19 protein-coding genes are annotated in these 21,304 nt (G+C 63.0%); 9 read left to right on the top strand and 10 right to left on the bottom strand.

What is annotated here, in order from left to right; all coding sequences use genetic code 11:
• Window positions 1–8 precede the first annotated feature (8 nt).
• The 5 genes from C2L64_RS16170 to ltrA (C2L64_RS16195) all read right to left on the bottom strand — a co-directional run bounded on the left by C2L64_RS16170 (window position 9) and on the right by ltrA (C2L64_RS16195) (window position 5,189).
• Window positions 9–632: an HAD family hydrolase gene (locus C2L64_RS16170; protein WP_090839010.1), complete on the bottom strand. Its 624-nt coding sequence runs from the start codon at window positions 630–632 to the stop codon at window positions 9–11.
• Window positions 629–1,180, bottom strand: a complete 552-nt coding sequence (locus C2L64_RS16175; RefSeq protein WP_007580694.1) for a cysteine hydrolase family protein — start codon at window positions 1,178–1,180, stop codon at window positions 629–631. The genes C2L64_RS16170 and C2L64_RS16175 overlap by 4 nt, the downstream gene beginning before the upstream one ends.
• A 177-nt stretch (window positions 1,181–1,357) precedes the next feature.
• Complete coding sequence (locus tag C2L64_RS16180; RefSeq protein WP_090839008.1) at window positions 1,358–3,172, bottom strand: aminopeptidase P family protein; 1,815 nt, start codon at window positions 3,170–3,172, stop codon at window positions 1,358–1,360.
• A gap of 19 nt (window positions 3,173–3,191) precedes the next feature.
• Window positions 3,192–3,446 (bottom strand): hypothetical protein, encoded by a 255-nt coding sequence (locus C2L64_RS16185; RefSeq protein WP_035989060.1) that lies wholly within the window; start codon window positions 3,444–3,446, stop codon window positions 3,192–3,194.
• A gap of 438 nt (window positions 3,447–3,884) precedes the next feature.
• On the bottom strand, window positions 3,885–5,189 hold the full coding sequence (ltrA, locus tag C2L64_RS16195) for a group II intron reverse transcriptase/maturase (RefSeq protein WP_090839012.1): 1,305 nt from the start codon (window positions 5,187–5,189) through the stop codon (window positions 3,885–3,887).
• 503 nt (window positions 5,190–5,692) lie between these two features.
• Between ltrA (C2L64_RS16195) and C2L64_RS16200 the strand changes: the two genes are divergently transcribed.
• The 7 genes from C2L64_RS16200 (at window position 5,693) to C2L64_RS16230 (ending at window position 11,788) form a co-directional block, all read left to right on the top strand.
• Window positions 5,693–6,376 carry a response regulator transcription factor gene (locus C2L64_RS16200; RefSeq protein WP_090839006.1) on the top strand — a complete coding sequence of 228 codons (684 nt, stop codon included), beginning with the start codon at window positions 5,693–5,695 and terminating at the stop codon, window positions 6,374–6,376.
• Window positions 6,377–6,431: 55 nt separating this feature from the next.
• Complete coding sequence (gene hemA / locus C2L64_RS16205) at window positions 6,432–7,721, top strand: glutamyl-tRNA reductase (protein WP_086909658.1); 1,290 nt, start codon at window positions 6,432–6,434, stop codon at window positions 7,719–7,721.
• 143 nt (window positions 7,722–7,864) lie between these two features.
• On the top strand, window positions 7,865–8,947 hold the full coding sequence (gene prfA, locus C2L64_RS16210) for a peptide chain release factor 1 (protein WP_086909659.1): 1,083 nt from the start codon (window positions 7,865–7,867) through the stop codon (window positions 8,945–8,947).
• A gap of 9 nt (window positions 8,948–8,956) precedes the next feature.
• Window positions 8,957–9,805, top strand: a complete 849-nt coding sequence (prmC, locus tag C2L64_RS16215; protein ID WP_086909660.1) for a peptide chain release factor N(5)-glutamine methyltransferase — start codon at window positions 8,957–8,959, stop codon at window positions 9,803–9,805.
• A 124-nt stretch (window positions 9,806–9,929) separates the two neighbouring features.
• Window positions 9,930–10,241 (top strand): Grx4 family monothiol glutaredoxin, encoded by a 312-nt coding sequence (gene grxD, locus C2L64_RS16220; protein WP_007580708.1) that lies wholly within the window; start codon window positions 9,930–9,932, stop codon window positions 10,239–10,241.
• Window positions 10,242–10,266: 25 nt separating this feature from the next.
• Window positions 10,267–10,866 carry a UbiX family flavin prenyltransferase gene (locus C2L64_RS16225; protein WP_090839004.1) on the top strand — a complete coding sequence of 200 codons (600 nt, stop codon included), beginning with the start codon at window positions 10,267–10,269 and terminating at the stop codon, window positions 10,864–10,866.
• 136 nt (window positions 10,867–11,002) lie between these two features.
• Window positions 11,003–11,788 (top strand): DODA-type extradiol aromatic ring-opening family dioxygenase, encoded by a 786-nt coding sequence (locus C2L64_RS16230; protein ID WP_007580712.1) that lies wholly within the window; start codon window positions 11,003–11,005, stop codon window positions 11,786–11,788.
• 112 nt (window positions 11,789–11,900) lie between these two features.
• Here the strand turns inward: C2L64_RS16230 and ltrA (C2L64_RS16235) are convergent, their stop codons facing one another.
• Both ltrA (C2L64_RS16235) and C2L64_RS16245 read right to left on the bottom strand, forming a co-directional pair.
• Window positions 11,901–13,268, bottom strand: a complete 1,368-nt coding sequence (gene ltrA, locus C2L64_RS16235) for a group II intron reverse transcriptase/maturase (RefSeq protein ID WP_090839003.1) — start codon at window positions 13,266–13,268, stop codon at window positions 11,901–11,903.
• A 461-nt stretch (window positions 13,269–13,729) separates the two neighbouring features.
• On the bottom strand, window positions 13,730–15,334 hold the full coding sequence (locus tag C2L64_RS16245; RefSeq protein WP_007731768.1) for an APC family permease: 1,605 nt from the start codon (window positions 15,332–15,334) through the stop codon (window positions 13,730–13,732).
• Between the two features lie 452 nt (window positions 15,335–15,786).
• Between C2L64_RS16245 and C2L64_RS16250 the strand changes: the two genes are divergently transcribed.
• On the top strand, window positions 15,787–15,990 hold the full coding sequence (locus tag C2L64_RS16250; protein ID WP_007731769.1) for a cold-shock protein: 204 nt from the start codon (window positions 15,787–15,789) through the stop codon (window positions 15,988–15,990).
• A gap of 94 nt (window positions 15,991–16,084) precedes the next feature.
• Here C2L64_RS16250 and C2L64_RS16255 read toward each other — a convergent pair whose 3' ends face one another.
• Window positions 16,085–17,353: an Hsp70 family protein gene (locus C2L64_RS16255; protein WP_090836741.1), complete on the bottom strand. Its 1,269-nt coding sequence runs from the start codon at window positions 17,351–17,353 to the stop codon at window positions 16,085–16,087.
• Between the two features lie 238 nt (window positions 17,354–17,591).
• Between C2L64_RS16255 and C2L64_RS16260 the strand changes: the two genes are divergently transcribed.
• Window positions 17,592–19,061 carry an MFS transporter gene (locus C2L64_RS16260; protein WP_086909665.1) on the top strand — a complete coding sequence of 490 codons (1,470 nt, stop codon included), beginning with the start codon at window positions 17,592–17,594 and terminating at the stop codon, window positions 19,059–19,061.
• Between the two features lie 107 nt (window positions 19,062–19,168).
• On the opposite strand, the gene C2L64_RS16265 is transcribed toward C2L64_RS16260, so the two are convergent.
• Window positions 19,169–19,762 (bottom strand): nitroreductase family protein, encoded by a 594-nt coding sequence (locus tag C2L64_RS16265; RefSeq protein ID WP_086909697.1) that lies wholly within the window; start codon window positions 19,760–19,762, stop codon window positions 19,169–19,171.
• 185 nt (window positions 19,763–19,947) lie between these two features.
• Entirely contained in the window at window positions 19,948–21,231 is a 1,284-nt protein-coding gene (locus tag C2L64_RS16270; protein ID WP_086909666.1) for an MFS transporter, read from the bottom strand.
• Window positions 21,232–21,304 lie beyond the last annotated feature (73 nt).

Here is a 21,304-nt window from a genome sequence, read left to right on the forward strand (position 1 = left end):
GCGCGGTCTTACACGGGAAGACCCAGTTCCCTGAGTTTCGCTTCGGTTTGCGCGGCGTTCGTGTGGTGCACGCCGTGCCAGCCCAGTTCCGTCGCGGCGGCTGCGTTCTTCAGGTTGTCGTCGATGAAAACCAGTTCGTGCGCCTCGATGTCCGGCAGATGCGCGCGGATACGGCTCAACATCTCCGCGAAAATCGCCGGGTCCGGCTTGACCATCTTCACGCGCCCCGACACGACGATGTCCTTGAATCGCCGCAGCACGGGGTAGTGCTCCCACGCATACGGGAAGGTCTCGTCCGACCAGTTCGTCAGGCCGAAGAGCGGCATATTTGCGGCTTCGAGTTTCTCTACCGTCGCGACGCCGTCGTCGAGCACGCCCGCCACCATTTGATGCCAGCGCTCGTAAAACGCGCGAATCAGCGCTTCGTGCTCGGGAAACTTCGCGACCAGTTCGGCCGTGCCTTCCGCGATCGGCTGGCCGCCGTCCTGACGGATGACCCAGTCCATCGTGCAGACGTTCGACAGGAACCATGCGCGCTCGGCATCGTCGGAAATCAGTTCGCGATACAGATACTGCGGGCTCCAGTCGATCAGCACGCCGCCGAAATCGAACACGACTGCCTTGATGGTCATGCGAACTCCGTTTGCAGAATGTCAGCGAGAGGACGCACCTTGACGCGCTTGCCCGTCATCGACGAGTTCGCCCAGACGAAGTTCTGGTGCTCGACGATCTTGTCGGCGGCGAGGTGCGGCTTGTCTTGCGTGGTGTGCAGATCGGCGACGATTGTGGTGCGCAGGCCGAGCAGTTCGGCGCGGCGCGCGGTTGCGTTGACGCAGAACTCGGACGCGTAACCGCAGATCACCACGCTATCGATGCCCTGTTGACGGAGCTGATCGGCAAGCGGCGTTTCATGGAACGAATCGCCGACCGTCTTGTGGATCGACGCGTCCGCTTGCTCGCGCACTAGCGTGGCAGGTAATTGCCAGGCGTCGCTGCCGCGCGCGAGCGGACCGTTCGCGTCGCTCTCGTGCTGCACGAAGAAGACGGGCGCATTCGCCTTGCGCGCCGAGGCCGTGAGCCGGTTGATGCCGTCGATTACTTCTTCGCCGCGATACGCGGGCGAAGGTCCGCTGAAGAACATCTGCTGTACGTCGATGACGATGACGGCAACACCGGGCATGCGAGCCTCGCTATTCGTTGGTGATGGATTGAGCGAAACGGCGACATTAAACGGCCGAGTCACCGTTTAGAAGCGACTCGTCAGCATAGCTGCGAATGGGATTCTGTGTGAAAACCCGCTGCACGATCGACTCGAATTGCTTTCGATCGATCGCGCAGCGGAACGCGGCGCAGCGCGTCAGACCGGCTGCGTGCGCGTCTCGAGCCACGCCTTCGCGTCACCCGACACATGCGGCGACACGCGGGTGCGCACCATCTCGTGATACGCATTGAGCCACGCGCGCTCGTCGTCGTTCAACAGGTTCAACGCGACACAACGCGTGTCGATCGGACACAGCGTCAGCGTTTCGAATTCGAGGAAATCGCCGAACTCGGTCTTCCCTGCCGCGCGGTTCAACACCAGATTCTCGATGCGGATGCCCCACTTGCCCGGACGGTAGATGCCCGGCTCGATCGACGTGATCATCCCCTCTTCCATCGCCGTCCACGCCTCGGCGGGCGCGTAGTGCGAAATCACCTGCGGGCCTTCGTGGACGTTCAGGAAGTAGCCAACGCCGTGGCCCGTGCCGTGCCCGTAGTCCGCGCCCGCTTCCCAGATCGGCGCGCGCGCGATCGAGTCGAGCATCGGCGAACGGATGCCGCGCGGAAACTTCGCGCGCGACAATGCCATCATGCCCTTCAGCACGGTCGTGAAGTCGCGGCGATGTTCGTCGTTGATCGCACCGATCGGCACGACGCGCGTGATGTCAGTCGTGCCGCTCAGATACTGGCCGCCCGAGTCGATCAGCAGCAGGCCGTTTCCTTCGATCGTCGAATGCGACGCGGGCGTCGCGCGGTAGTGCGGCATCGCGCCGTTCGCATTGAAGCCGGCGATGGTCGCGAAACTCAGCGTGACAAAGCCCGGCCGGCGCGCGCGCGCTGCCGTGAGCTTTTCGTCGATGGTCAGCTCGGTGATCTTTTCGCGGCCCAGCGCACCCTCGAACCATGCGAAGAATTCGGCGAGCGCCGCGCCGTCCTGCTCCATCGTCGCGCGCACGTGTTCGGCTTCGGCTTCCGTCTTGCGCGACTTGAAGAACGTGGACGGATTCACAGCCTCGACGATCCCCACCGAAGCAGGCACCGATTGCAACAGGCCATACGTAATGCGGCGCGGGTCGATTAGCAGCGTCTGGCCGTTCGGCAGCGCGGCGAGCGCGTCGGCCGCTTTCGCGTACGCCTCGACGCGAATGCCGTCGCGCGCGAGCGACTCGGCCAGCTCCGCCGGCACCTTGCCGTCGACCACGAACAACGACGCGCGCTCCATCCCGATCAGCGCGTGCGCGACGAACACCGGGTTGTAGTTCACGTCCGCGCCGCGCAAATTCAGCAGCCAGGCGAGATCGTCGAGCGTGGAGATGAAGTGCCACTGCGCGCCCTTCTCCTGCATCGCGCGGCGAATCTGGTCCAGCTTCTGCGCGCGCGAGACGCTCGCGTGCGGCGCGACGTGTTCGTAGACGGCGCCCGTCGGCAGCGACGGACGCTGCGGCCAGACGGTGTCGAGCAGATCGAGGTCCATGCGCAACTCGACGCCGCGAGCCGTCAACGCGTCGGTCAGCGCGCGCGCTGCCGCCACGCCGAGCACCGCGCCGTCGACGCCGACCGACGCGCCCGCCGGTACGTTCTGCGCAAGCCAGTCGATGTGCGGCGCGCTTTGCTGCCCACCGAACATCTTCATCAGCTGGATGCCCGTTCCCGCCAGTTGCGCCTCGGCCTGCACCCAATAGCGGCTGTCGACCCACAGCCCGGCGAAATCCGCCGTCACGACCAGCGTGCCGACCGAGCCGGTGAAGCCCGACAGCCATTCGCGGCCTTGCCAGCGGCCGGGCAGATATTCGGAAAGATGCGGATCCGCCGATGGCACGAGCCAGGCGGCGAGCCCTGCCTGCTTCATGGCGCTGCGCAGTTGCGCAATGCGCTCGGGGATCGAGGCGGTTTCGGGGAGTCGTACGTTCATCGGTTTCACCTGCAAGAATTCATCGACGGGAGAACAAGCCGACCGTCACGGCAACGGCAACCAGGGCGATAGCGGTGCAGACGGGCCACTCGAGCGTGTCGCCGTCGTGGAAGAGCTGAGTGACATTGCCAGCCATGTGCGCGATGACGGCACCCGCCACGCCAATCAGCATCGCCATCCACAGCGCGACGTGGCTCGCGCGCCGCAGCGGATGCAGCCACCAGCTGGCCGCGCCAACGACGGCGCCAAGAATGATCAGTCCGGGCCAGCCCATTAGCGTCCACCGCCCATCAAATTAAGACTGTTCTGATAGGCAGCTGTTTTATCGATGGCTAGCATTTTTTCTCTTTCACTAGAAGGTCCGCGCGGCTTTCTGCGTAGCGGTTGAGTTTAGGGGCCGGGGTTAGGTTAAGCAAGCTGAAAGCCTCCCGTGCCAGATCGCTGCGCCCACCCCACCGTCCATGCGAATTGCCCTTATTGAGCCTGACCTCCGGCATGCGGAAATCGTCGGCCGACTACTGCTTGCCGGGGGGCGTAGGGTCGAGAACTGGCGCGCGCACGTTAGGCTCCGGTGGCAGTTCCCCTGCTTTCGCAGTGGGCCTCAGTCCGGCTGCCATAGCCACGTTTCCAGCTCCCGCCTCGTCGAACGCAGCTGGCCGTTTTCCGGCACTACGCTCTCCTGTCTGCTTCATCTCAAGGGTTATGGGACCTATCATGCTGGGGTCGCTTTCGACGCTGTCTGGTAGCGAACCTTGTAGCCATTAAACAGCTTCAGTTCGTCGTACAGCCACCGCTTACTCCACTTCTCCCAGCCGAAGCCCTGTTGCTTCCGGGATCGCTGCATGTGACGCCTGATCTTCTTTTCGACCCAGTTCTTCACGAAGCCGAAGCACCCACTGGAATGTCCTACTGCGAAGTAACTCACCCAGCCACGCAGTACCGGATTGATCAGTGCTACAACCCGATCCACCGGTTGTGACCGATGTCGCCTGAACACTTCCTTGAGCTTGCGCAATAACGCCGTTCGCTTCTTCAGCTTGGGCGTGTATTGCGGTCGCCACACCTTGTTCCAGCCGCTTCGGATGCGGCGGAAGTCGAATCCGAGAAAGCCGAAGCTCTCTCCACATGCCAGATTCACGGTACGGCTCTTCTCTTCATTGATTTCGACCTGTAGTTTGGCAAACTCCTCCCGTAGGCGTCGGGTCACGGCCCCGAGCAGCCAGGCATGGCGCGGGTGGGCATCGATCAGCACGACCAGATCGTCAGCAAAACGGGCATACTCGACATTGGTGTACTTCCCGTCGCGCGTGGTTGCCTTCGCTCGTTCCAGCATTTGATCTACCTCTGTGAGATAGATGTTGCTGAGAAGCGGCGAAATTACCCCACCCTGCGGAACGCCTTGTTTGCCCGATGCTGTCAGCATCAGCTTTAGCAGATGCATGACATCCCGGTCGTTGATCCGGCGCGCCACTTTGTCGAGCAGCAGATGATGCCGCACGGTGTCAAAGTAAGCGCGTAAATCCAGATCTATGACCAGAGTTTTCGCCTGCACGATCGCCGTCGCCACTCGTTGCACCGCTTCATGCGCGGTCCTCTTGGGACGATAGCCATACGACCCCGGCTGGAAATCTGCCTCGAAGATCGGCTCCAGTATCAGCTTGAGCGCACCCTGGACCACTCGATCACGGATAGCGGGTATCGATAGGACGCGGAATTTCCCCCCGTCCTTCGGTATCTCCCGCCGCCGTGCCGGCAGTGGCCGGTAGGTACGTTCAACCAGTTCGTCCCGTATCTGCTCGAGGAACGCCTCCACACCTTGCGCCTCAATGACCTCGAACGTCACGCCGTCAATTCCCGGCGCTCCGTTGTTTATTCTGGCCAACTCGTACGCTTCGCGTAGTGTCTCCATCTTGCAGACATGGACGTACAAACCCCAGAAACGCCAGGACGGTTCAGCCTTCGCCTTGACATATATTCCCCGCCTCAGGTCCTGCAAACTGCTGGACGCCTTTGTCATCTCGTCCTTGCCTCCCATGTTGTTGAGGAAGTTACAAAACAGCAGGGTTCCTTCGCTCCATCGGAGTTACCCGACTTCACAGCTAGTACGAACCCGTCCGCCACCCTCTCGCCTTCGGCCCACTTCCCGGGGTCGCCGGTTATAGGACCTACCTTGCTCCGGCGATTTCGCGCCGGGACGAGGAGGGCTTCTCCAGTTGCTTAGCGTGTCCTTGTCATCGTGCCATCGCTTTCACCCCGCCGAAGTGGAGTAACCGTATCGGTCAGATTTCGGTTATCCATGCTGCCTTCGCCCCAAGCATGAGGGCTCGGCCTTCGGGTCTTGATTTTTCGAGGCCACATCCACGTTCACTTTTGTTACGGCCCGATGACTCGCGCGGCCCCCAAGGGCCACCTGTCGATAGGCTTCAGAGTCTTGGTTTCCCGCCACCCTGCTATCCGAGCTACGGGGCGCCTGACTTTTACCCCGGCAGGTCTAGCTCCTGCTGAACACGCCAGCCTTCGCTGGACGCACATGCCTGCCATCACTTCCCCTCCAGCGCGCCTTTTCTGACGGGCGCCGCAAGCGAGTTCTTCGATCTCCTCGTCACCGACGCGTATTGCGGCGACGCCGCCGCGGAAGACGTGATCATGCGGGTGCGCCAGGTTCTGCCGGGCCTGCCCGTCATCGCCATGATGACGACGCCGCGCGAAAGCGAATTGGTCGCAATGTTGCAATCGGGCGCCGACGACTGCGTGTCGAAGCCCGTGCGCGGTCCCGAAATGCTGGCCCGCATCGAAGCGCTGATGCGTCGCGCCGGGATCCGCCGCCCGCGCAACCGCGTGCGCGAAATGTTCGGCGAGTATGCGTTCGACGCCGGCCGTTCCATCGTCAGCTTTCGGGGACAGAGCGTTACCCTGACGCCAAAAGAACTCCAGTTCGCGCTGCTGCTGTTTACCAATATGTCGCGGCCGGTGTCGCGCGCGCACATCCTGGAAACCGTCTGGTCGCGCCGCCGCGACGTAAAGTCGCGCACGCTCGACACGCACGCGTCGCGCATCCGCACCAAGCTCGAACTGCGGCCGGAATTCGGCTACACCCTTACGCCGCTGTACGGTTACGGCTATCGTCTGGACCAGATTCCAGTCGAAAACACGGATAGCGCGGATAAACCCGCGCCGACTGAAAGAATCGCGGAAACGCTATAATATTGGGCCTAACCATAGCCCCAATACGTCGCGCCAAAAACGCCATAGTGTCCCCGTGCAACTGCTAACGATCGGAATCAACCATCACACCGCGCCCGTCGCCTTGCGCGAACGCGTGGCGTTTCCGGTCGAGCAGATCAAGCCGGCACTCTCGACGTTCAAGGACATCTTCCTCGCCCGCACGGCCCGCACGGCGCCGGAAGCGGCCATTCTGTCCACCTGCAACCGCACCGAGCTCTACTGCGCCACCGACGACCAGGCCGCCCGCGAGGCCGCCATCCACTGGCTGTCGAAGTACCACAACATCACCATCGACGAACTCGCGCCGCACGTGTACGCGCTGCCGCAGTCGGAAGCCGTGCGCCACGCGTTTCGCGTCGCGTCGGGGCTGGATTCGATGGTGCTGGGCGAGACGCAGATCGTCGGCCAGATGAAGGATGCGGTGCGCACGGCGTCGGAAGCCGGCGCGCTCGGCACGTATCTGAACCAGTTGTTCCAGCGCACCTTCGCGGTCGCGAAAGAGGTGCGCACCACGACTGAAATCGGGGCGCAATCGGTTTCGATGGCCGCCGCCGCGGTGCGCCTCGCGCAGCGGATTTTCGACAAGGTGTCGAATCAGCGCGTGCTGTTCATTGGCGCGGGCGAGATGATCGAACTTTGCGCAACGCACTTTGCCGCGCAACAGCCGCGCGAGCTGGTCGTCGCGAACCGCACGGCCGAACGCGGCCAGCGTCTTGCCGACCGCTTCAATGGCCGGTCGATTCCGCTGTCGGAATTGCCCACGCGCATGCACGAGTTCGACATCATCGTGTCGTGCACGGCATCGACGCTGCCCATCATCGGTCTTGGCGCCGTCGAGCGCGCGGTGAAGGCACGCCGTCACCGCCCCATTTTCATGGTCGATCTCGCCGTGCCGCGCGACATCGAGCCGGAAGTCGGCAAGCTCGAAGACGTGTTCCTGTACACGGTCGACGATCTCGGTGCGATCGTCCGCGAAGGCAATGCGTCGCGCCAGGCCGCCGTCGCGCAGGCCGAGACGATCATCGAAACGCGCGTGCAGAACTTCATGCAGTGGCTCGACGCGCGCAGCATCGTGCCCGTCATCCGGCACATGCACACGCAAGCCGACGCGCTGCGCCGCGCCGAAGTCGAAAAGGCGCAAAAGTTGCTCGCGCGCGGCGACGATCCGGCTGCCGTGCTCGAAGCGCTGTCGCAGGCGCTCACGAACAAGCTGATCCACGGTCCGACGCACGCGCTCAACCGCGCCAGCACCGAGGACCGCGACTCGCTCATCGAACTGATGAGCGGCTTCTACAAGCACGCTCACTCTTCTTCCGAGCGTTAGCGGCGCTACACGCCGCGGCATCGCGCGGGTTGCCGACCAGGCCCGCGTGGTGCTTCATCCCATTGTCCGGGGCTTTCGTCCCGGGTTATCTTCCCGATTTCCCGAATCAGCCGTTCTTTCCGGAGCCCGCTCCGACCGCCCCAATGAAAACGAGCATGCAAGCCAAGCTCGACCAGCTCACCACCCGGCTGGCCGAACTGAACGACCTGTTGAGCCGCGAAGACATCACGTCGAACATCGACCAGTACCGCAAGCTGACGCGCGAACACGCGGAACTGCAGCCTGTCGTCGAGCATTACGCTCTCTGGCGCCAGTCGATGAACGACGCGGCCACCGCGCAGGAACTGCTGTCGGATGCATCGATGAAGGACTTCGCGGAAGAGGAAATCCGCTCGGCGCGCGATCAGATGGAAAAGCTCGAAGGCGAGTTGCAGAAGATGCTGCTGCCGAAAGACCCGAACGACGAGCGCAACATCTTCCTCGAAATCCGCGCGGGCACGGGCGGCGACGAATCGGCGCTGTTCGCGGGCGACCTGCTGCGCATGTATCTGCGCTACGCGGAACGCAACCGCTGGCAGGTCGAGATGATGTCGGCCAGCGAATCGGATCTGGGTGGCTACAAGGAAGTGATCGTGCGGATTGCGGGCGATGCCGCGTATTCGAAGCTCAAGTTCGAGTCGGGCGGCCACCGCGTGCAGCGCGTGCCTGCGACCGAAACGCAGGGCCGCATTCACACGTCGGCGTGCACGGTCGCCGTGATGCCGGAAGCGGATGAAATCGGCGAAGTCGAGATCAATCCCGCCGATCTGCGCATCGACACGTTCCGCGCGTCCGGCGCGGGCGGCCAGCACATCAACAAGACCGACTCCGCCGTGCGCGTCACTCACTTGCCGACGGGCATCGTCGTCGAATGTCAGGACGACCGTTCGCAGCACAAGAACAAGGACCGCGCGCTGAAAGTGCTCGCCGCGCGCATCAAGGACAAGCAGTACCACGAGCAGCACGCGAAGGAAGCCGCGACGCGCAAGAGCCTGATCGGCTCGGGCGACCGCTCGGAGCGCATTCGCACGTACAACTTCCCGCAAGGCCGGCTCACCGATCACCGGATCAACCTGACGCTGTATCGCCTCGAAGCGCTGATGGAAGGCGATCTCGACGAGCTGATCGCGGCGCTCGTGTCCGAGCATCAGGCGGAACTGCTCGCGTCGCTCGGCGACGCGGACTGAGCGGCACGCATGAATACCGTCGATACCGTCGCCACGTTGCTTCACGCGTCGCCACTGCCCGCGCTGGAAGCGCGCATTCTGCTCGGGCACGCGCTGGGCTGGCGTCGTACGGAACTGATCACGCGCGCCGACGACGCGCTCGATGCCGCCAAGGTGGCGGCCTTTCGCGATCTGGAAGCACGGCGCGTGGCGGGCGAGCCAATCGCGCAACTGATCGGCTTGCGCGAATTCTTCGGGCTCGACTTCCAGGTCACACGGGACGTGCTGATTCCGCGGCCCGAAACCGAATTGCTCGTCGAAACGGCCGTGCAGGCGCTCGAAGGCCGCGCCCCGCGCTCGCGCGTGCTCGATCTCGGCACGGGCACGGGGGCGATTGCTGTGTCGATCGCGTGGTCGCGGCCGGACGCGCGCGTTTGGGCTGTTGACCGCTCGGCGGAAGCACTGGAGGTTGCTCGACGCAACGCCATCAAGCTTCTCGAGCCGAAGCGCCCCGGCGGTGATCTGCAATTCGTGCAAGGCGACTGGTACGCCGCGCTCGACGATTCACTCACGTTCGACGTGATCGTCAGCAACCCGCCGTATATCGCGAGTGGCGACCCGCACCTTTCGCAAGGCGATCTGCGTTTCGAGCCGCGCGGCGCACTCACCGATGAAGCCGACGGCCTCTCGGCGATCCGCGCGATCGTCGCGGGCGCGCCGTCGCGGCTCGTGCCGAACGGCGTGCTGTGGATGGAACACGGCTATGATCAGGCCGAAGCCGTTCGCGCGATCCTCACGGCGCAAGGTTTTGCCGACGTGCGTTCGGAATGCGATCTGGCGGATATCGAACGCATCAGCGGCGGTCGCTGGCCGGGCTGATAGGCGGTGGCGCGGCACGCTGCGACAGCGCCTAATCGCGCCGATCCAGCCGCCGGTCGCTATCGGAGAAATCCGCTATCATTTCACTCTATCTCTTATACACACCGGAACCGCAAGGTCAGTCATGGAAACGCAACAACGCATCAAGCAAATCGTCGACGAAAACCCCGTCGTGCTCTTCATGAAAGGCAACGCGCAATTCCCGATGTGCGGCTTCTCGGGTCGCGCGGTGCAGATTCTGAAGGCATGCGGCGTCGATCAGTTCAAGACGGTCAACGTCCTCGAAGACGACGCCGTGCGCCAGGGCATCAAGGAATTCTCGAACTGGCCGACCATCCCGCAGCTGTACGTCAACGGTGAATTCGTCGGCGGCTCGGACATCATGATGGAGATGTATCAGTCGGGCGAACTGCAGCAACTCTTCGCTGCAGCCTAAGCCACGAGAGACGGCGCCGCACGTCATGGAAACACGCGCCGCGGCGCCTCGCCGTCTCATCGTCGCCATCACGGGAGCGACGGGCGCCATCTACGGCGTCCGGCTGCTCCAGACGCTGCGCAAACTGGGCGGCGTCGAAAGCCATCTGCTGATTTCCAGCGCCGGATGGCTCAATATCCAGCACGAACTCCAATTGTCGCGTGAAGACGTGCATCCGCTCGCGGATGTCGTTCATTCCGTGCGCGACGTCGGCGCGAGCATCGCGTCCGGCTCGTTCTCGACCGACGGCATGATCATCGCGCCGTGCTCGATGAAAACGCTCGCGAGTGTCGCGCACGGCCTTTCCGACAATCTGATCACACGCGCCGCCGATGTCACGTTGAAGGAACGTCGACGGCTCGTGCTGATGGTGCGAGAAACGCCGTTCAACCTCGCGCATCTGCGCAACATGACGGCCGTTACCGAAATGGGCGGCGTGATTTTTCCGCCGCTGCCCGCCTTCTACAATCGGCCGGAGACGATCGACCAGATGGTCGACGATACCGTCGCCCGCGTGCTCGACCTGTTCGCGCTGGGTCCGGCGTCGGCGCCCGCGTGGCAAGGGTTAAACAGTCCGTCGCAGTGAAGCGCGCCGCTGGCGCCGCTCGATTCACAACTGCCGGGAGACAATCAAATCCCCGTTTCACCGTTTATCAAATGACAGTGCGGCCTTATATTCGCTTTAACGAAACTTATCCGGCCTTCATCCGGCCCGCACTGCCATGACCCGCTTGCCTTCCCTGTTCCTGTCGCACGGTGCGCCGACGCTGCCGATCGACCCGTCGATGCCACGCGCGGAGTTCGCATCCCTGTCTGCTGAAGTGCCGCGCCCGAAAGCGATCCTGATGCTGTCCGCCCATTGGATGACGCAACAACCCGCGGCCAGCACGTCGGACGCGCCCGAGACGATTCACGACTTCTATGGCTTCCCGCGTCAGTTGTATGAGATTCAGTACCCGGCGCCGGGTGCGCCCGATATCGCGCGCCGCGCCGCCGCGCTGCTCGGCGAACAGGGCATTCCGACCGCGACGCAACCGCACGGTCTCGACCACGGCGCATGGGTGCCGATGCTGCTGATGTTCCCGCAAGCCGACGTGCCAATCGCGCAGTTGTCGATCCAGCCGAGGCTCGATCCCGCGCATCACTTCCGCGTCGGGCGCGCGCTGCGCCCGCTGCAGGACGAGGGCGTGATGATCGTCGGTTCGGGGCAGATCACGCACAATCTGCGCGAAGCGGATTTCTCGGCGAGCCCGGAAGACGCTGATCCGCGTGTGACCGAATTCACCGACTGGTTCGAGGCGCGCCTCGCCGACCGCGATATCGATGCGTTGCTCGATTACCGGCGTCAGGCACCGCACGCCGCGTTCATGCATCCAACCGACGAACATCTGCTGCCTGTATTCGCCGCACTGGGCGCCGCGCCGGACGACTACAAACTCGGCATTCAGTCGCTCGGGACGTTCCAGCGCTCGCTGGCGATGACGAACTACGTGTTCGGCAACGCGTAAGCGGTCTCCGCCACGCGTCGCGCATAATCGGCATAGGGGCCGGCCATGAGGCCGTACCCCTGCCACACCACCCGGCATGCGGGTCCGCACCGGGCGGTTCGGGAAGTTGAAGTTATGAGAGTCGAGGCACTCCCAGCCGATCGAAGTATGCGTTGGTCAGCACACTGTTGAGCAACTGACTGCTGTTGCGCCACCAGCGACGGCTGTTGGCCGCCACCTGTCGCGCAACGTCTGCCGACGCGCCCAGCGCACGTAGTTCCCGGTAGATGGTTAGACCACGGCGCCAATGTTTAAGCTGGATCGCACGCAACCGGTGACGCAGCCATTCCTCCAGTGCCAACCACACACCGGGTGTTTGCGCCAATCGGAAGTACGCCTTCCATCCCAACACATAAGGCCGTAACCGTTCCACCACGTCCCGCATGCTGCGCCCGCCTGAGCGACGGGTCAGTTCACGAATGCGGTGTTTGAACGCCAGCAGCGGTTTGGCCGCCACCTTGCGCTTGACCACACCGCCCGCAGCCATCCACAGGCTGTAGCCCAGAAACTTGCGACCGAACACACTCGCCACTGCGCTTTTGGTCTCATTGACCTTTAAGCGCAATCGCCCATACAGGCGTCGCAACAGTGCCATCACCCGCTCGCCCGCACGGCGGCTGCGAACATAGACATTCGCATCGTCGGCGTAGCGTGCGAAGCAGTGGCCCCGCCGCTCCAGTTCCTTGTCCACCTCGTCGAGCAGCACGTTGGCCAGCAACGGGGATAGCGGCCCACCCTGCGGTGTGCCCTGATCCCGCTGCTGGAGCACGCCGTCATCCATGATGCCGCTGTTCAGATACGCCCGGATCAGCCGGATCACTCCGGCGTCCCCAATGCGTTTCTGCAAACGGTCGATCAGGATGTCGTGGTTGACCCGGTCGAAGAACTTCTCCAGGTCAACGTCCACCACGATTCGCCGCCCCGACTGCACGTACGACTGCGCGGCAAGTACCGCATCGTGCGCACGCCGTCCGGGCCGGAAGCCGTAGCTATGCTCGCTGAAGGTGGGGTCCAGAACCGGCTGCAGCACCTGCAGCAGTGCCTGCTGGATCAGCCGATCCGTCACTGTCGGGATGCCAAGCTCGCGCTCGCCTCCATCCGGCTTCGGAATCGTGACCCGCCGTACCGGACTGGGCCGGTACGTCCCCTTGAGCAGCTGTTCACGGATCGCGGGCCACGCCGTCACCAGATGACGCGACGTCCGGTCAATGTCCAGACCGTCCACGCCAGCGGCTCCCTTGTTAGCCCTCACCCGTTTGAACGCCCGCTTCAGGTTCTCTCTCGTCAGCGCCGCTGCCAGCAGCGCTGACCCTGTGTCCCCGGATTCATGGCGCGGGCGACAGGCTTCATCGCTAGCGGGTACGCGCGCAGCTTCACCGCGCGCCTCCCCCACTCGCCCCGTTTGCACGGGCATCTGACGCAATGCCTGTCGCATCGACATGACGCTGGACACTCCTTCCCGTTTGGCCCTTCGTCACCAGCCTCAGCCTCACCGGCCTGTCCTGTGACTACTACGGCCGCTGCTGACTTCTCGCTCCGGCTCGACGCCGTTGCCCTTTCAGGCATGAGGCGAGATCTCCCCAGGTAAGAACGCACTCTTTCACTGCACAACCGCCGGATTTACGCCACCGCCCCTTGATCACGAGAGCTTTGCGGTTTCTGGCCCGCTCGCCCTGGTCGGCAACGCCTTCTATCCGGTTCTTGTCCATCGGCTCGCAGTTTCGCTCCACGCTTCCTCCCCACGCTCAGTCACCCTCACGCAGTTGCGCTTCGCTTCGCTCGCTGTGATCAACTTGCGGTGGGACTTGCACCCACTGGAGTGCGCACATGCTGGGCGCACCAAAAAAAGCCCGCCAGAATCTGGCGGGCTTTTTCGTGCGGCAGACGATCAATCGCAGTCGATCAGGCGCCGATGCCTTCGAGAATCTCGTCGTGCGATTCACGCTCGTTCAGATACTCGGTGCGATAGCCCGTATGCACGCCCCAGTAGTAGAAGATCAACGAGAACGCGATCACGACCAGCATGTCCCAGCCATACGGCAGCACGCCCAGACCGCCAAACTGCTTGCTGCCGATCAGCGACAGGATCGCCATGATGGGTAGATACGCGACCAGCCACCATGCCGCCTTCAGATCCTGGTTGAAGCCTCCGAAGCCCGACTTCGCCTGGAAGTAGAAGAACACAGGCAGCGCGACGACCATCAGCAGGATGATCTCGCCCGTCAGCGGCCACTTCGCCCAGTACAGGATCAGCGACGCGCACACGAACGCGAACGGCGCGATCACGCTCATGCCGGGAATGTGCAGCGGACGCTCGATGTCGGTCGCCGCGCGGCGCAGCGCCATCAGGCTGATCGGGCCCGTCAGATACGAGATCACCGTCGCCACCGAAATGACGGCCGCCAGCGAACTCCAGCCACGGAAGAAGAACAGGAAGATGAACGATACAAACAGGTTGAACCACATCGCCGGACGCGGTACGCCGTACAGCGGATGCACCGTGCCGAACATCTTCGGCATCGTGTTGTTACGCTCCATCGCGTAGATCATGCGCGTCGTGGTCGCCATGTAGGTCGTGCCCGTGCCGCTCGGGCTCACGAACGCGTCGACATACAGCAGGATTGCCAGCCAGTTCAGGTTCAGCGCGATCGCCAGTTCCGCGAACGGCGACTTGAAGTTGAATTGGCTCCAGCCCTTCATCACGTCAGCCGGATTCACCGAGCCGATGTACGCGATCTGCAACAGCACGTAGATCACCAGCGCCAGCAGGATCGAGCCGATCACCGCGAACGGCACGCTCTTCGCCGGATTGCGCGCTTCTCCGGCCAGGTTGATCGGACTCTGGAAGCCGTTGAACGCGAACACGATGCCGCTCGTCGCCACCGCCGTCAGCACCGCCGACCAGCCATACGGCGCGAACACACCCGTGCCGCCGAAACTTTCGCCGAGGTTTTCCTTGTGGAAGCCGCTCATCATCAGACCGAGAATCGTCAGGCCCGGGATGATGAACTTGAAGATCGTGATGGTCGTGTTAGCGCGCGCGAACACCTTCACGCCCCAGTAGTTCAGCAGGAAGTATATGACCACCAGCACGGCCGACAGCAGAAGGCCGGGCGTCGTCAGCTCGCTGTTGATAAAGAGGTTGTGCGCCCATTCGTACGGCCAGGTGCTCATGTACTGGATCGACGCTTCCGCCTCGATCGGAATCACCGACACGATCGCGATCCAGTTGGCCCAAGCGCTGATAAAGCCCACCAGCGCGCCGTGCGAATAGCGCGCGTAGCGCACCATGCCGCCGGACTCGGGGAACATCGCGCCGAGTTCCGCATAGGTCAGCGCGATTGCGAGAATCACCACTGCGCCGATCACCCACGCGCACAGCGCCGCAGGGCCTGCAATCTTGGCCGCCTTCCAGGCGCCGAACAGCCAGCCGGACCCGATAATCGAGCCGAGTCCCGTCAGCATCAGCGCGAATGGGCCGATGTGCCGTTGAATAGAACTTTTCACGTCTTCTCCTATATCTGAAAGCACGCCGCTGCCGCGGCCGTTAGACACGGCTAGAAGTCATAGGAAAGACTAGGGCATACGGCGGGCGGTCGCGATTGCAATTGCGGGTTTCTTCCACAGGTGCAACCGGTCGTGCGCGGGGCCTAGTTTAACGGTTGCACCGTCCGATTGCAGTCAAAATACGTTTGAGCCCTACAAAAAAACCGAGAAAATAGCAAGCTTTGTAAGCATTTTTGTGCCTAATAGCCCCGATCTATATGAGGATTTAAAGATTACGGTTGACCTTCTCTCGAAATATCCGTATAAAGGACGGGCAGGATTTCAAGCGGCGAGTGAATTGGTTCTTTCGTAGTTCGCCCATCAACGGTACTCCGGTTGGTCCTATTACCCTTCCTTGATTTTCATGCACCCTCGGGCTTCGGCCTTATTTACCATTTTTAGGAAACAGTAATATGGAAACCGGTACCGTCAAGTGGTTCAATGACGCAAAGGGCTTTGGTTTTATCACGCCGGACGCCGGCGGCGAAGATCTGTTCGCGCATTTCTCGGAAATCCGCGTAGAAGGCTTCAAGACGCTGCAGGAAAACCAAAAGGTTACCTACGACGTCAAGACGGGCCCGAAGGGCAAGCAGGCCGCTAACATCAAGCCGGTCTAAGCTTAGCTTCCTTCCGGAACGCAGAAAAACCCCGCCTAGGCGGGGTTTTTTCTTTTCTGGGTTAATCGTGATTTCGGCGCGAAATCTAAAATCTTTACCGGAATACGCGTTGTGCGTGAATGCCTAAGCCTGTTGCAACGCTGGCGAGGCGATCGCCGAACACGGGACGCGCATCGGGAAACGCCGCAGCCAGTGCGCCCGACAAAAACGCCAACCCCGTCGATCCGCCCGTGAAGTACAGCGCGTCGACATCACGCGGCGCGACGCCCGCACGTTGCACGGTATCGCGCGCAGCCTGGACGATGCGCAGTGTCTCGTCCTTGCCCGCCGCAATCAGTTGCGCTTCGTCGAATGCGAGACGCAAATCCTCCTCGACGATTTCCAGATCGATCAGCGTCTCGCCGCCCGCCGCCACGCCAATCTTCGCTTCTTCCGCGTGCGCCGCGAGCGCATGGCCGAAACGCTGCTCGACGACGCGCATCAGCCGGTCATGGTGCCGCGTGTTCAAATAGAGATGCCGCATCAACGCAAGCTCGGACACGCGCTTCGGCGTATAGATCGTGTTGATCAGATGCCACGTGGCGAGGTCGAAGTAAATACGGTTCGGCATCTCGCGCCCTTCCGGATCGAGCGATTGATAGCCGAGTTCGCGCAGGATCGTCGCCAGCTCGACGCGCCGGTCGAAGTCCGTTCCGGCGACGTGCACGCCGTGATGCGCGAGCACATCGTCCTTGCGTTCGATACGCTTCATCCGCTCCGGCCCGACGCGCACCAGCGAGAAGTCCGACGTGCCGCCGCCGATATCCGCCACCAGCACCAGCCCTTCTTGCGTCAGATGCGCTTCGTAATCGAAGGCGGCCGCAATCGGCTCGTACTGGAAGTGAATCTCGTTGAAACCTACCGAGCGCGCCGCCGCTTCGAGCTGCTGCTGCGCGAGCTGATCGGCGCGCGGATCGTCGTCGACGAAAAACACCGGACGCCCGAGCACCGCGCGGCTGATCGGCGTGCCCGCCGTCTGTTCCGCGCAGCGCTTCAGATGCGTGACGAAGATCGCGATCACGTCGGTGTATTTGATCGCGGAGCCGTCGCCGAGATCCGTATTGTTGTCGGCCAGCGCCGAGCCGAGAATGCTCTTCATCGAGCGCATCAGCCGGCCGTCGAAGCCGTCGACATACGCTTCGAGCGCCGCGCGGCCGTACTCGCGCCGGTTTTCGTCGGTGTTGAAGAAGACGGCCGTAGGCAGCGTCGTATAGGCGCCTTCGACAGGCGCCAGCTTCAGCGTCGCCTGCCCGGCTGGAGAACCGCCGACAGGAACGGCAACTGCCGAATTCGACGTGCCGAAGTCAATCGCGCAATAGGTCATGGCAGGATTCGCCGCTCACGCAGGCGCGCACAGAAAAAGGACGGGCTTTGTAACATGAAAGCTGTGACACCATCAACCGGGCGCGCGCAGTCCACGCTGCGGCGATGGGGAATGCAGATTGCTTCATCGATAGGTTGCGCCGGGCTCGAATGAATCCGACAGGATACGCTGTTCGACGGCCCGCTTACAGAATCCTCATAAACATTGACTCGCTCATTCAGGAGATTCAGGAGACTCGATGCAGGAACCTTCCGCCGCCACGGTTCGCGCCGACTCGGCCAGCATCGTCGAAACCGATCTGCCTTCGCGGCTCGACCGCTTGCCGTGGGGCCGCTTCCATTCGCTGATCGTCGTCGCGCTCGGGGTGACGTGGTTGCTCGACGGGCTGGAGGTGACGCTTGCGGGGTCCGTCGCGAGCGCGTTGAAGTCGAGCGAGGTGCTGCGCTTCTCAAACGCGGACGTGGGGCTGGCCGGCAGCGCGTATATCGCCGGCGCTGTGCTGGGCGCGCTCGGCTTCGGCTGGCTGACCGACCGGCTCGGCCGACGCAAGCTGTTCTTCATCACGCTCGCGCTGTATCTCGCGGCAACGGCGGCGACCGCTTTCTCGTGGAATCTCACGAGCTTTCTGGTGTTTCGCTTCCTGACGGGCGCGGGCATCGGCGGCGAGTACACGGCGATCAATTCGACGATCCAGGAATTCACGCCCGCCCGCGTGCGCGGACACACCGATCTCGCGATCAATGGCACGTTCTGGATCGGCGCGGCGCTTGGCGCGGTCGGTTCGCTGGTCATGCTCGACCCGCATCTGCTGCCCGGCGACTGGGGCTGGCGCGCGTGCTTCTTCATCGGCGCGGTGCTCGCACTGGCAATCCTGCCGATGCGCGTATGGATCCCCGAAAGTCCGCGCTGGCTGCTCACGCACGGCGAGGAAAAGGAAGCGCGCGAGATCGTCGAAGGGATCGAGGCGCGCTTTCGCGCGGAAAATCACACGCTCGCCGACGATACGCTCAAACGCCTGCGCCTGCGCGCCCGCGAGCACACGACGCTGCGCGAGGTCTTCCACACGCTGTTCATGGTGCACCGGCGCCGGGCGTTGGTCGGGCTGTCGCTGATGACAGCGCAAGCGTTCTTCTACAACGCGATTTTCTTCACCTACGCGCTCGTGTTGACCGATTTCTATCATGTGCCGGGCGACCATGTCGGCTGGTACATCCTGCCCTTCGCGCTCGGCAATTTCGCAGGGCCGCTGCTGATCGGCAGGCTGTTCGACGTGATCGGGCGCCGCAAGATGATCGCCGCGACCTACGCGATTTCGGCGCTGCTGCTGACCGTGAGCGGCTACCTGTTCGAACAGCAGTTGCTCACCGTAACGACGCAGACCATCGCGTGGATGGTGATTTTCTTCTTCGCGTCGGCGGCGGCGAGTTCGGCGTATCTGACCGTCAGCGAATCGTTTCCACTTGAAATTCGCGCGCTCGCGATTGCGGTGTTCTACGCGTTCGGCACAGCGCTCGGCGGTATCGCGGGGCCGGCGTTTTTCGGCAGGCTGATCGACACGCAGCAGCGCAGCGAAGTATTTTCGGGTTATCTGGTCGGCTCGGCGCTGATGCTGGCCGCAGCGGTGATCGCGGCGATCTGGGGCGTGGACGCGGAACGGCGGCCACTCGAAAGCGTCGCCGCGCCGCTATCCGCAATCGACGACGACTGACCGCCAATGAGCGCAAGCAACAGCCGCGCAATAAAGACAGCCGTGCAACAAAAAAACGCGGCCGTCGGCCGCGTTCCGTGTTTAACAAATGACGCGCTGGCGAAAACTCAGAACGCCTTATTCCACCCGCCCGCAAAAGCAATATCACCGAGCGGCACGCGCGTGCGCGCCGCCTTTTCGCGCTCGCGCAGCACGGGGTCGAGTTTGTCGACTTCGCCATAATGGCCGAGCGAGATCATCGCGATCACTTCTATGTCATTGGGCACCGTGAACGCCTTGCGGAACGCATTGACGTCGAAGCCGCTCATCTGATGCGCGGCAAGGCCGAGCGCGTGCGCCTGCAACACCAGCGACAGCGCCGCCGCGCCCGCGTCGTACGGCGCGCAACGATTGATTTCGCCTTTCGCCGTCAGCGTGTGCGCCGTCACGCAGATCAGCACCGGCGCCTTCGAATTCCAGCCCTGATTGAACGGCACGAGCGTGTCGAACGCTTTCTTGAACGAGACTTCGTCCGTCGTGCGGTCGAACACCACGAAGCGCCAAGGCTGCAGGTTGTACGACGAGGGTGCCCAGCGCGCCGCCTCGAGCACCGTGCGCAGTTGCTCGCGGCTCACGGGCTCGCTCGAATACGCGCGCGGGCTCCAGCGGCCGGCGATCAGTTCATGAATGGGAACGTCGGTGCGTGCGGGTTTGGTGGTCATGCGCATTTCTCGGTCGAAATTCATGATCGGCGGGCAGCAGCCCGAAGGCCCACTAGCATAACCCGAGCGCTCCGATTCGCGCCCTGCTGGTCGCGCAGATTTAAAACACCAGAGCGCATGAAAAAAGCGCGTCGAGGCCCTTCGACCACAACGCGCTCTTTCATGCCGTGAAGCGGACTACACCATCAAGCAGCCTGCGCCGCGACGCTCTGCTCGCCACGGTTGATCCGCAGCACGATGACCGAGGCAACGATACACAGTCCGCCCGAAATCATCGACGCCACCGTGTACGTGCCGAGACTCGCGCGCAGCATGCCCGCGCCGAGTGCCGCGAAGGCCGCACCCAGCTGATGGCCCGCGACCACCCAGCCGAACACGACGGGCGCCGAGTCCTTGCCGTAGACATCGGTAGCGAGGCGCACCGTTGGCGGTACGGTCGCGATCCAGTCGAGACCGTAGAACACCGCGAACAGCGGCAAGCCGAAGAAGTCGATGCCGAAAGCGTGCGGCAGAAACATCAGCGACAGGCCGCGCAGCCCGTAGTACCAGAAGAGCAGCACGCGCGCATTGAACCGGTCGGACAGCCAGCCCGACAGCGTCGTGCCGAAAAGGTCGAAGATACCCATTGCCGCGAGCAGCGATGCGCCCTGCACTTCCGTCATCCCGTAGTCGCCGCACATCGCGATCAAATGCGTGCCGACGTAGCCGTTCGTGCTCGCGCCGCAAATGAAGAAGCTGAAGAACAGCAGCCAGAAGTCGCGCGTCTTGCTCGCCATTGCCAGCGTGCCGAACGCGATCGCGAGCGGATTCTGCTTGCTCATGTCCGATTTGACGGGCGAGTCAGCAGGTTCGCCGAACGGACGCAGCGCCATGTCAGCGGGACGCTCCGGCAGCAGGAACGCCACCAGCGGCAACACGAGGGCCGCCGCGATCGCGACCGTCCACACGACGGGCCGCCAACCATGATGCTGCGCGATCGCCGCGAGCAGCGGCAAAAACACCAGTTGGCCCGTCGCCGAACTGGCGGTGAGAATGCCCATCACGAGACCGCGATGCGTGCTGAACCACCGGTTCACGACCGTCGCCGACAGCGTCAGCGCCGCCACGCCCGTCGCGCCGCCGACCATCACGCCCCACACGAGAATCATCTGCCACGGGTGCGTCATCAGCGAGGACAGGCCGACGCCCACCGCCATCGCGCCAAGCGCCGTCAGAATGGTCGGACGCACGCCGAAACGCTGCATCGCCGCCGCCGCGAACGGCCCCATCAGCCCGTACAACGCGATGTTCACCGAGATGGCCAGCGAGATCGTCGCGCGACTCCAGCCAAAGTCATGTTCGAGCGGCAACATCATCACGCTCGGGGTTGCGCGCGTGCCGGCCGCCGCGAGCAGCACCAGAAACACCACGGCCACGGCCAGCCAGCCGTAGTGGAAACGCCCACCAATTATTCTTGCTGCCCAGTTCATCGGTTCTCCAAGGTTTCCGTCACGGCTCACGGTGCTGCGATGCCAGCCGCATATGATCTTTACCGCTTTCGTA

This window comes from Paraburkholderia hospita (assembly GCF_002902965.1).
GTDB classification, from domain to species: Bacteria; Pseudomonadota; Gammaproteobacteria; order Burkholderiales; family Burkholderiaceae; genus Paraburkholderia; species Paraburkholderia hospita.

Coding starts and splice junctions, on each gene's coding strand:
- C2L64_RS16170 (WP_090839010.1), bottom strand. CDS start 632: ATGACCATCAAGGCAGTCGTGTTCGATTTCGGCGGCGTGCTGATCGAC.
- C2L64_RS16175 (WP_007580694.1), bottom strand. CDS start 1,180: ATGCCCGGTGTTGCCGTCATCGTCATCGACGTACAGCAGATGTTCTTC.
- C2L64_RS16180 (WP_090839008.1), bottom strand. CDS start 3,172: ATGAACGTACGACTCCCCGAAACCGCCTCGATCCCCGAGCGCATTGCG.
- C2L64_RS16185 (WP_035989060.1), bottom strand. CDS start 3,446: ATGGGCTGGCCCGGACTGATCATTCTTGGCGCCGTCGTTGGCGCGGCC.
- ltrA (WP_090839012.1), bottom strand. CDS start 5,189: ATGACAAAGGCGTCCAGCAGTTTGCAGGACCTGAGGCGGGGAATATAT.
- prfA (WP_086909659.1), top strand. CDS start 7,865: ATGAAAACGAGCATGCAAGCCAAGCTCGACCAGCTCACCACCCGGCTG.
- prmC (WP_086909660.1), top strand. CDS start 8,957: ATGAATACCGTCGATACCGTCGCCACGTTGCTTCACGCGTCGCCACTG.
- grxD (WP_007580708.1), top strand. CDS start 9,930: ATGGAAACGCAACAACGCATCAAGCAAATCGTCGACGAAAACCCCGTC.
- C2L64_RS16225 (WP_090839004.1), top strand. CDS start 10,267: ATGGAAACACGCGCCGCGGCGCCTCGCCGTCTCATCGTCGCCATCACG.
- C2L64_RS16230 (WP_007580712.1), top strand. CDS start 11,003: ATGACCCGCTTGCCTTCCCTGTTCCTGTCGCACGGTGCGCCGACGCTG.
- ltrA (WP_090839003.1), bottom strand. CDS start 13,268: ATGTCGATGCGACAGGCATTGCGTCAGATGCCCGTGCAAACGGGGCGA.
- C2L64_RS16250 (WP_007731769.1), top strand. CDS start 15,787: ATGGAAACCGGTACCGTCAAGTGGTTCAATGACGCAAAGGGCTTTGGT.
- C2L64_RS16255 (WP_090836741.1), bottom strand. CDS start 17,353: ATGACCTATTGCGCGATTGACTTCGGCACGTCGAATTCGGCAGTTGCC.
- C2L64_RS16260 (WP_086909665.1), top strand. CDS start 17,592: ATGCAGGAACCTTCCGCCGCCACGGTTCGCGCCGACTCGGCCAGCATC.
- C2L64_RS16265 (WP_086909697.1), bottom strand. CDS start 19,762: ATGACCACCAAACCCGCACGCACCGACGTTCCCATTCATGAACTGATC.
- C2L64_RS16270 (WP_086909666.1), bottom strand. CDS start 21,231: ATGAACTGGGCAGCAAGAATAATTGGTGGGCGTTTCCACTACGGCTGG.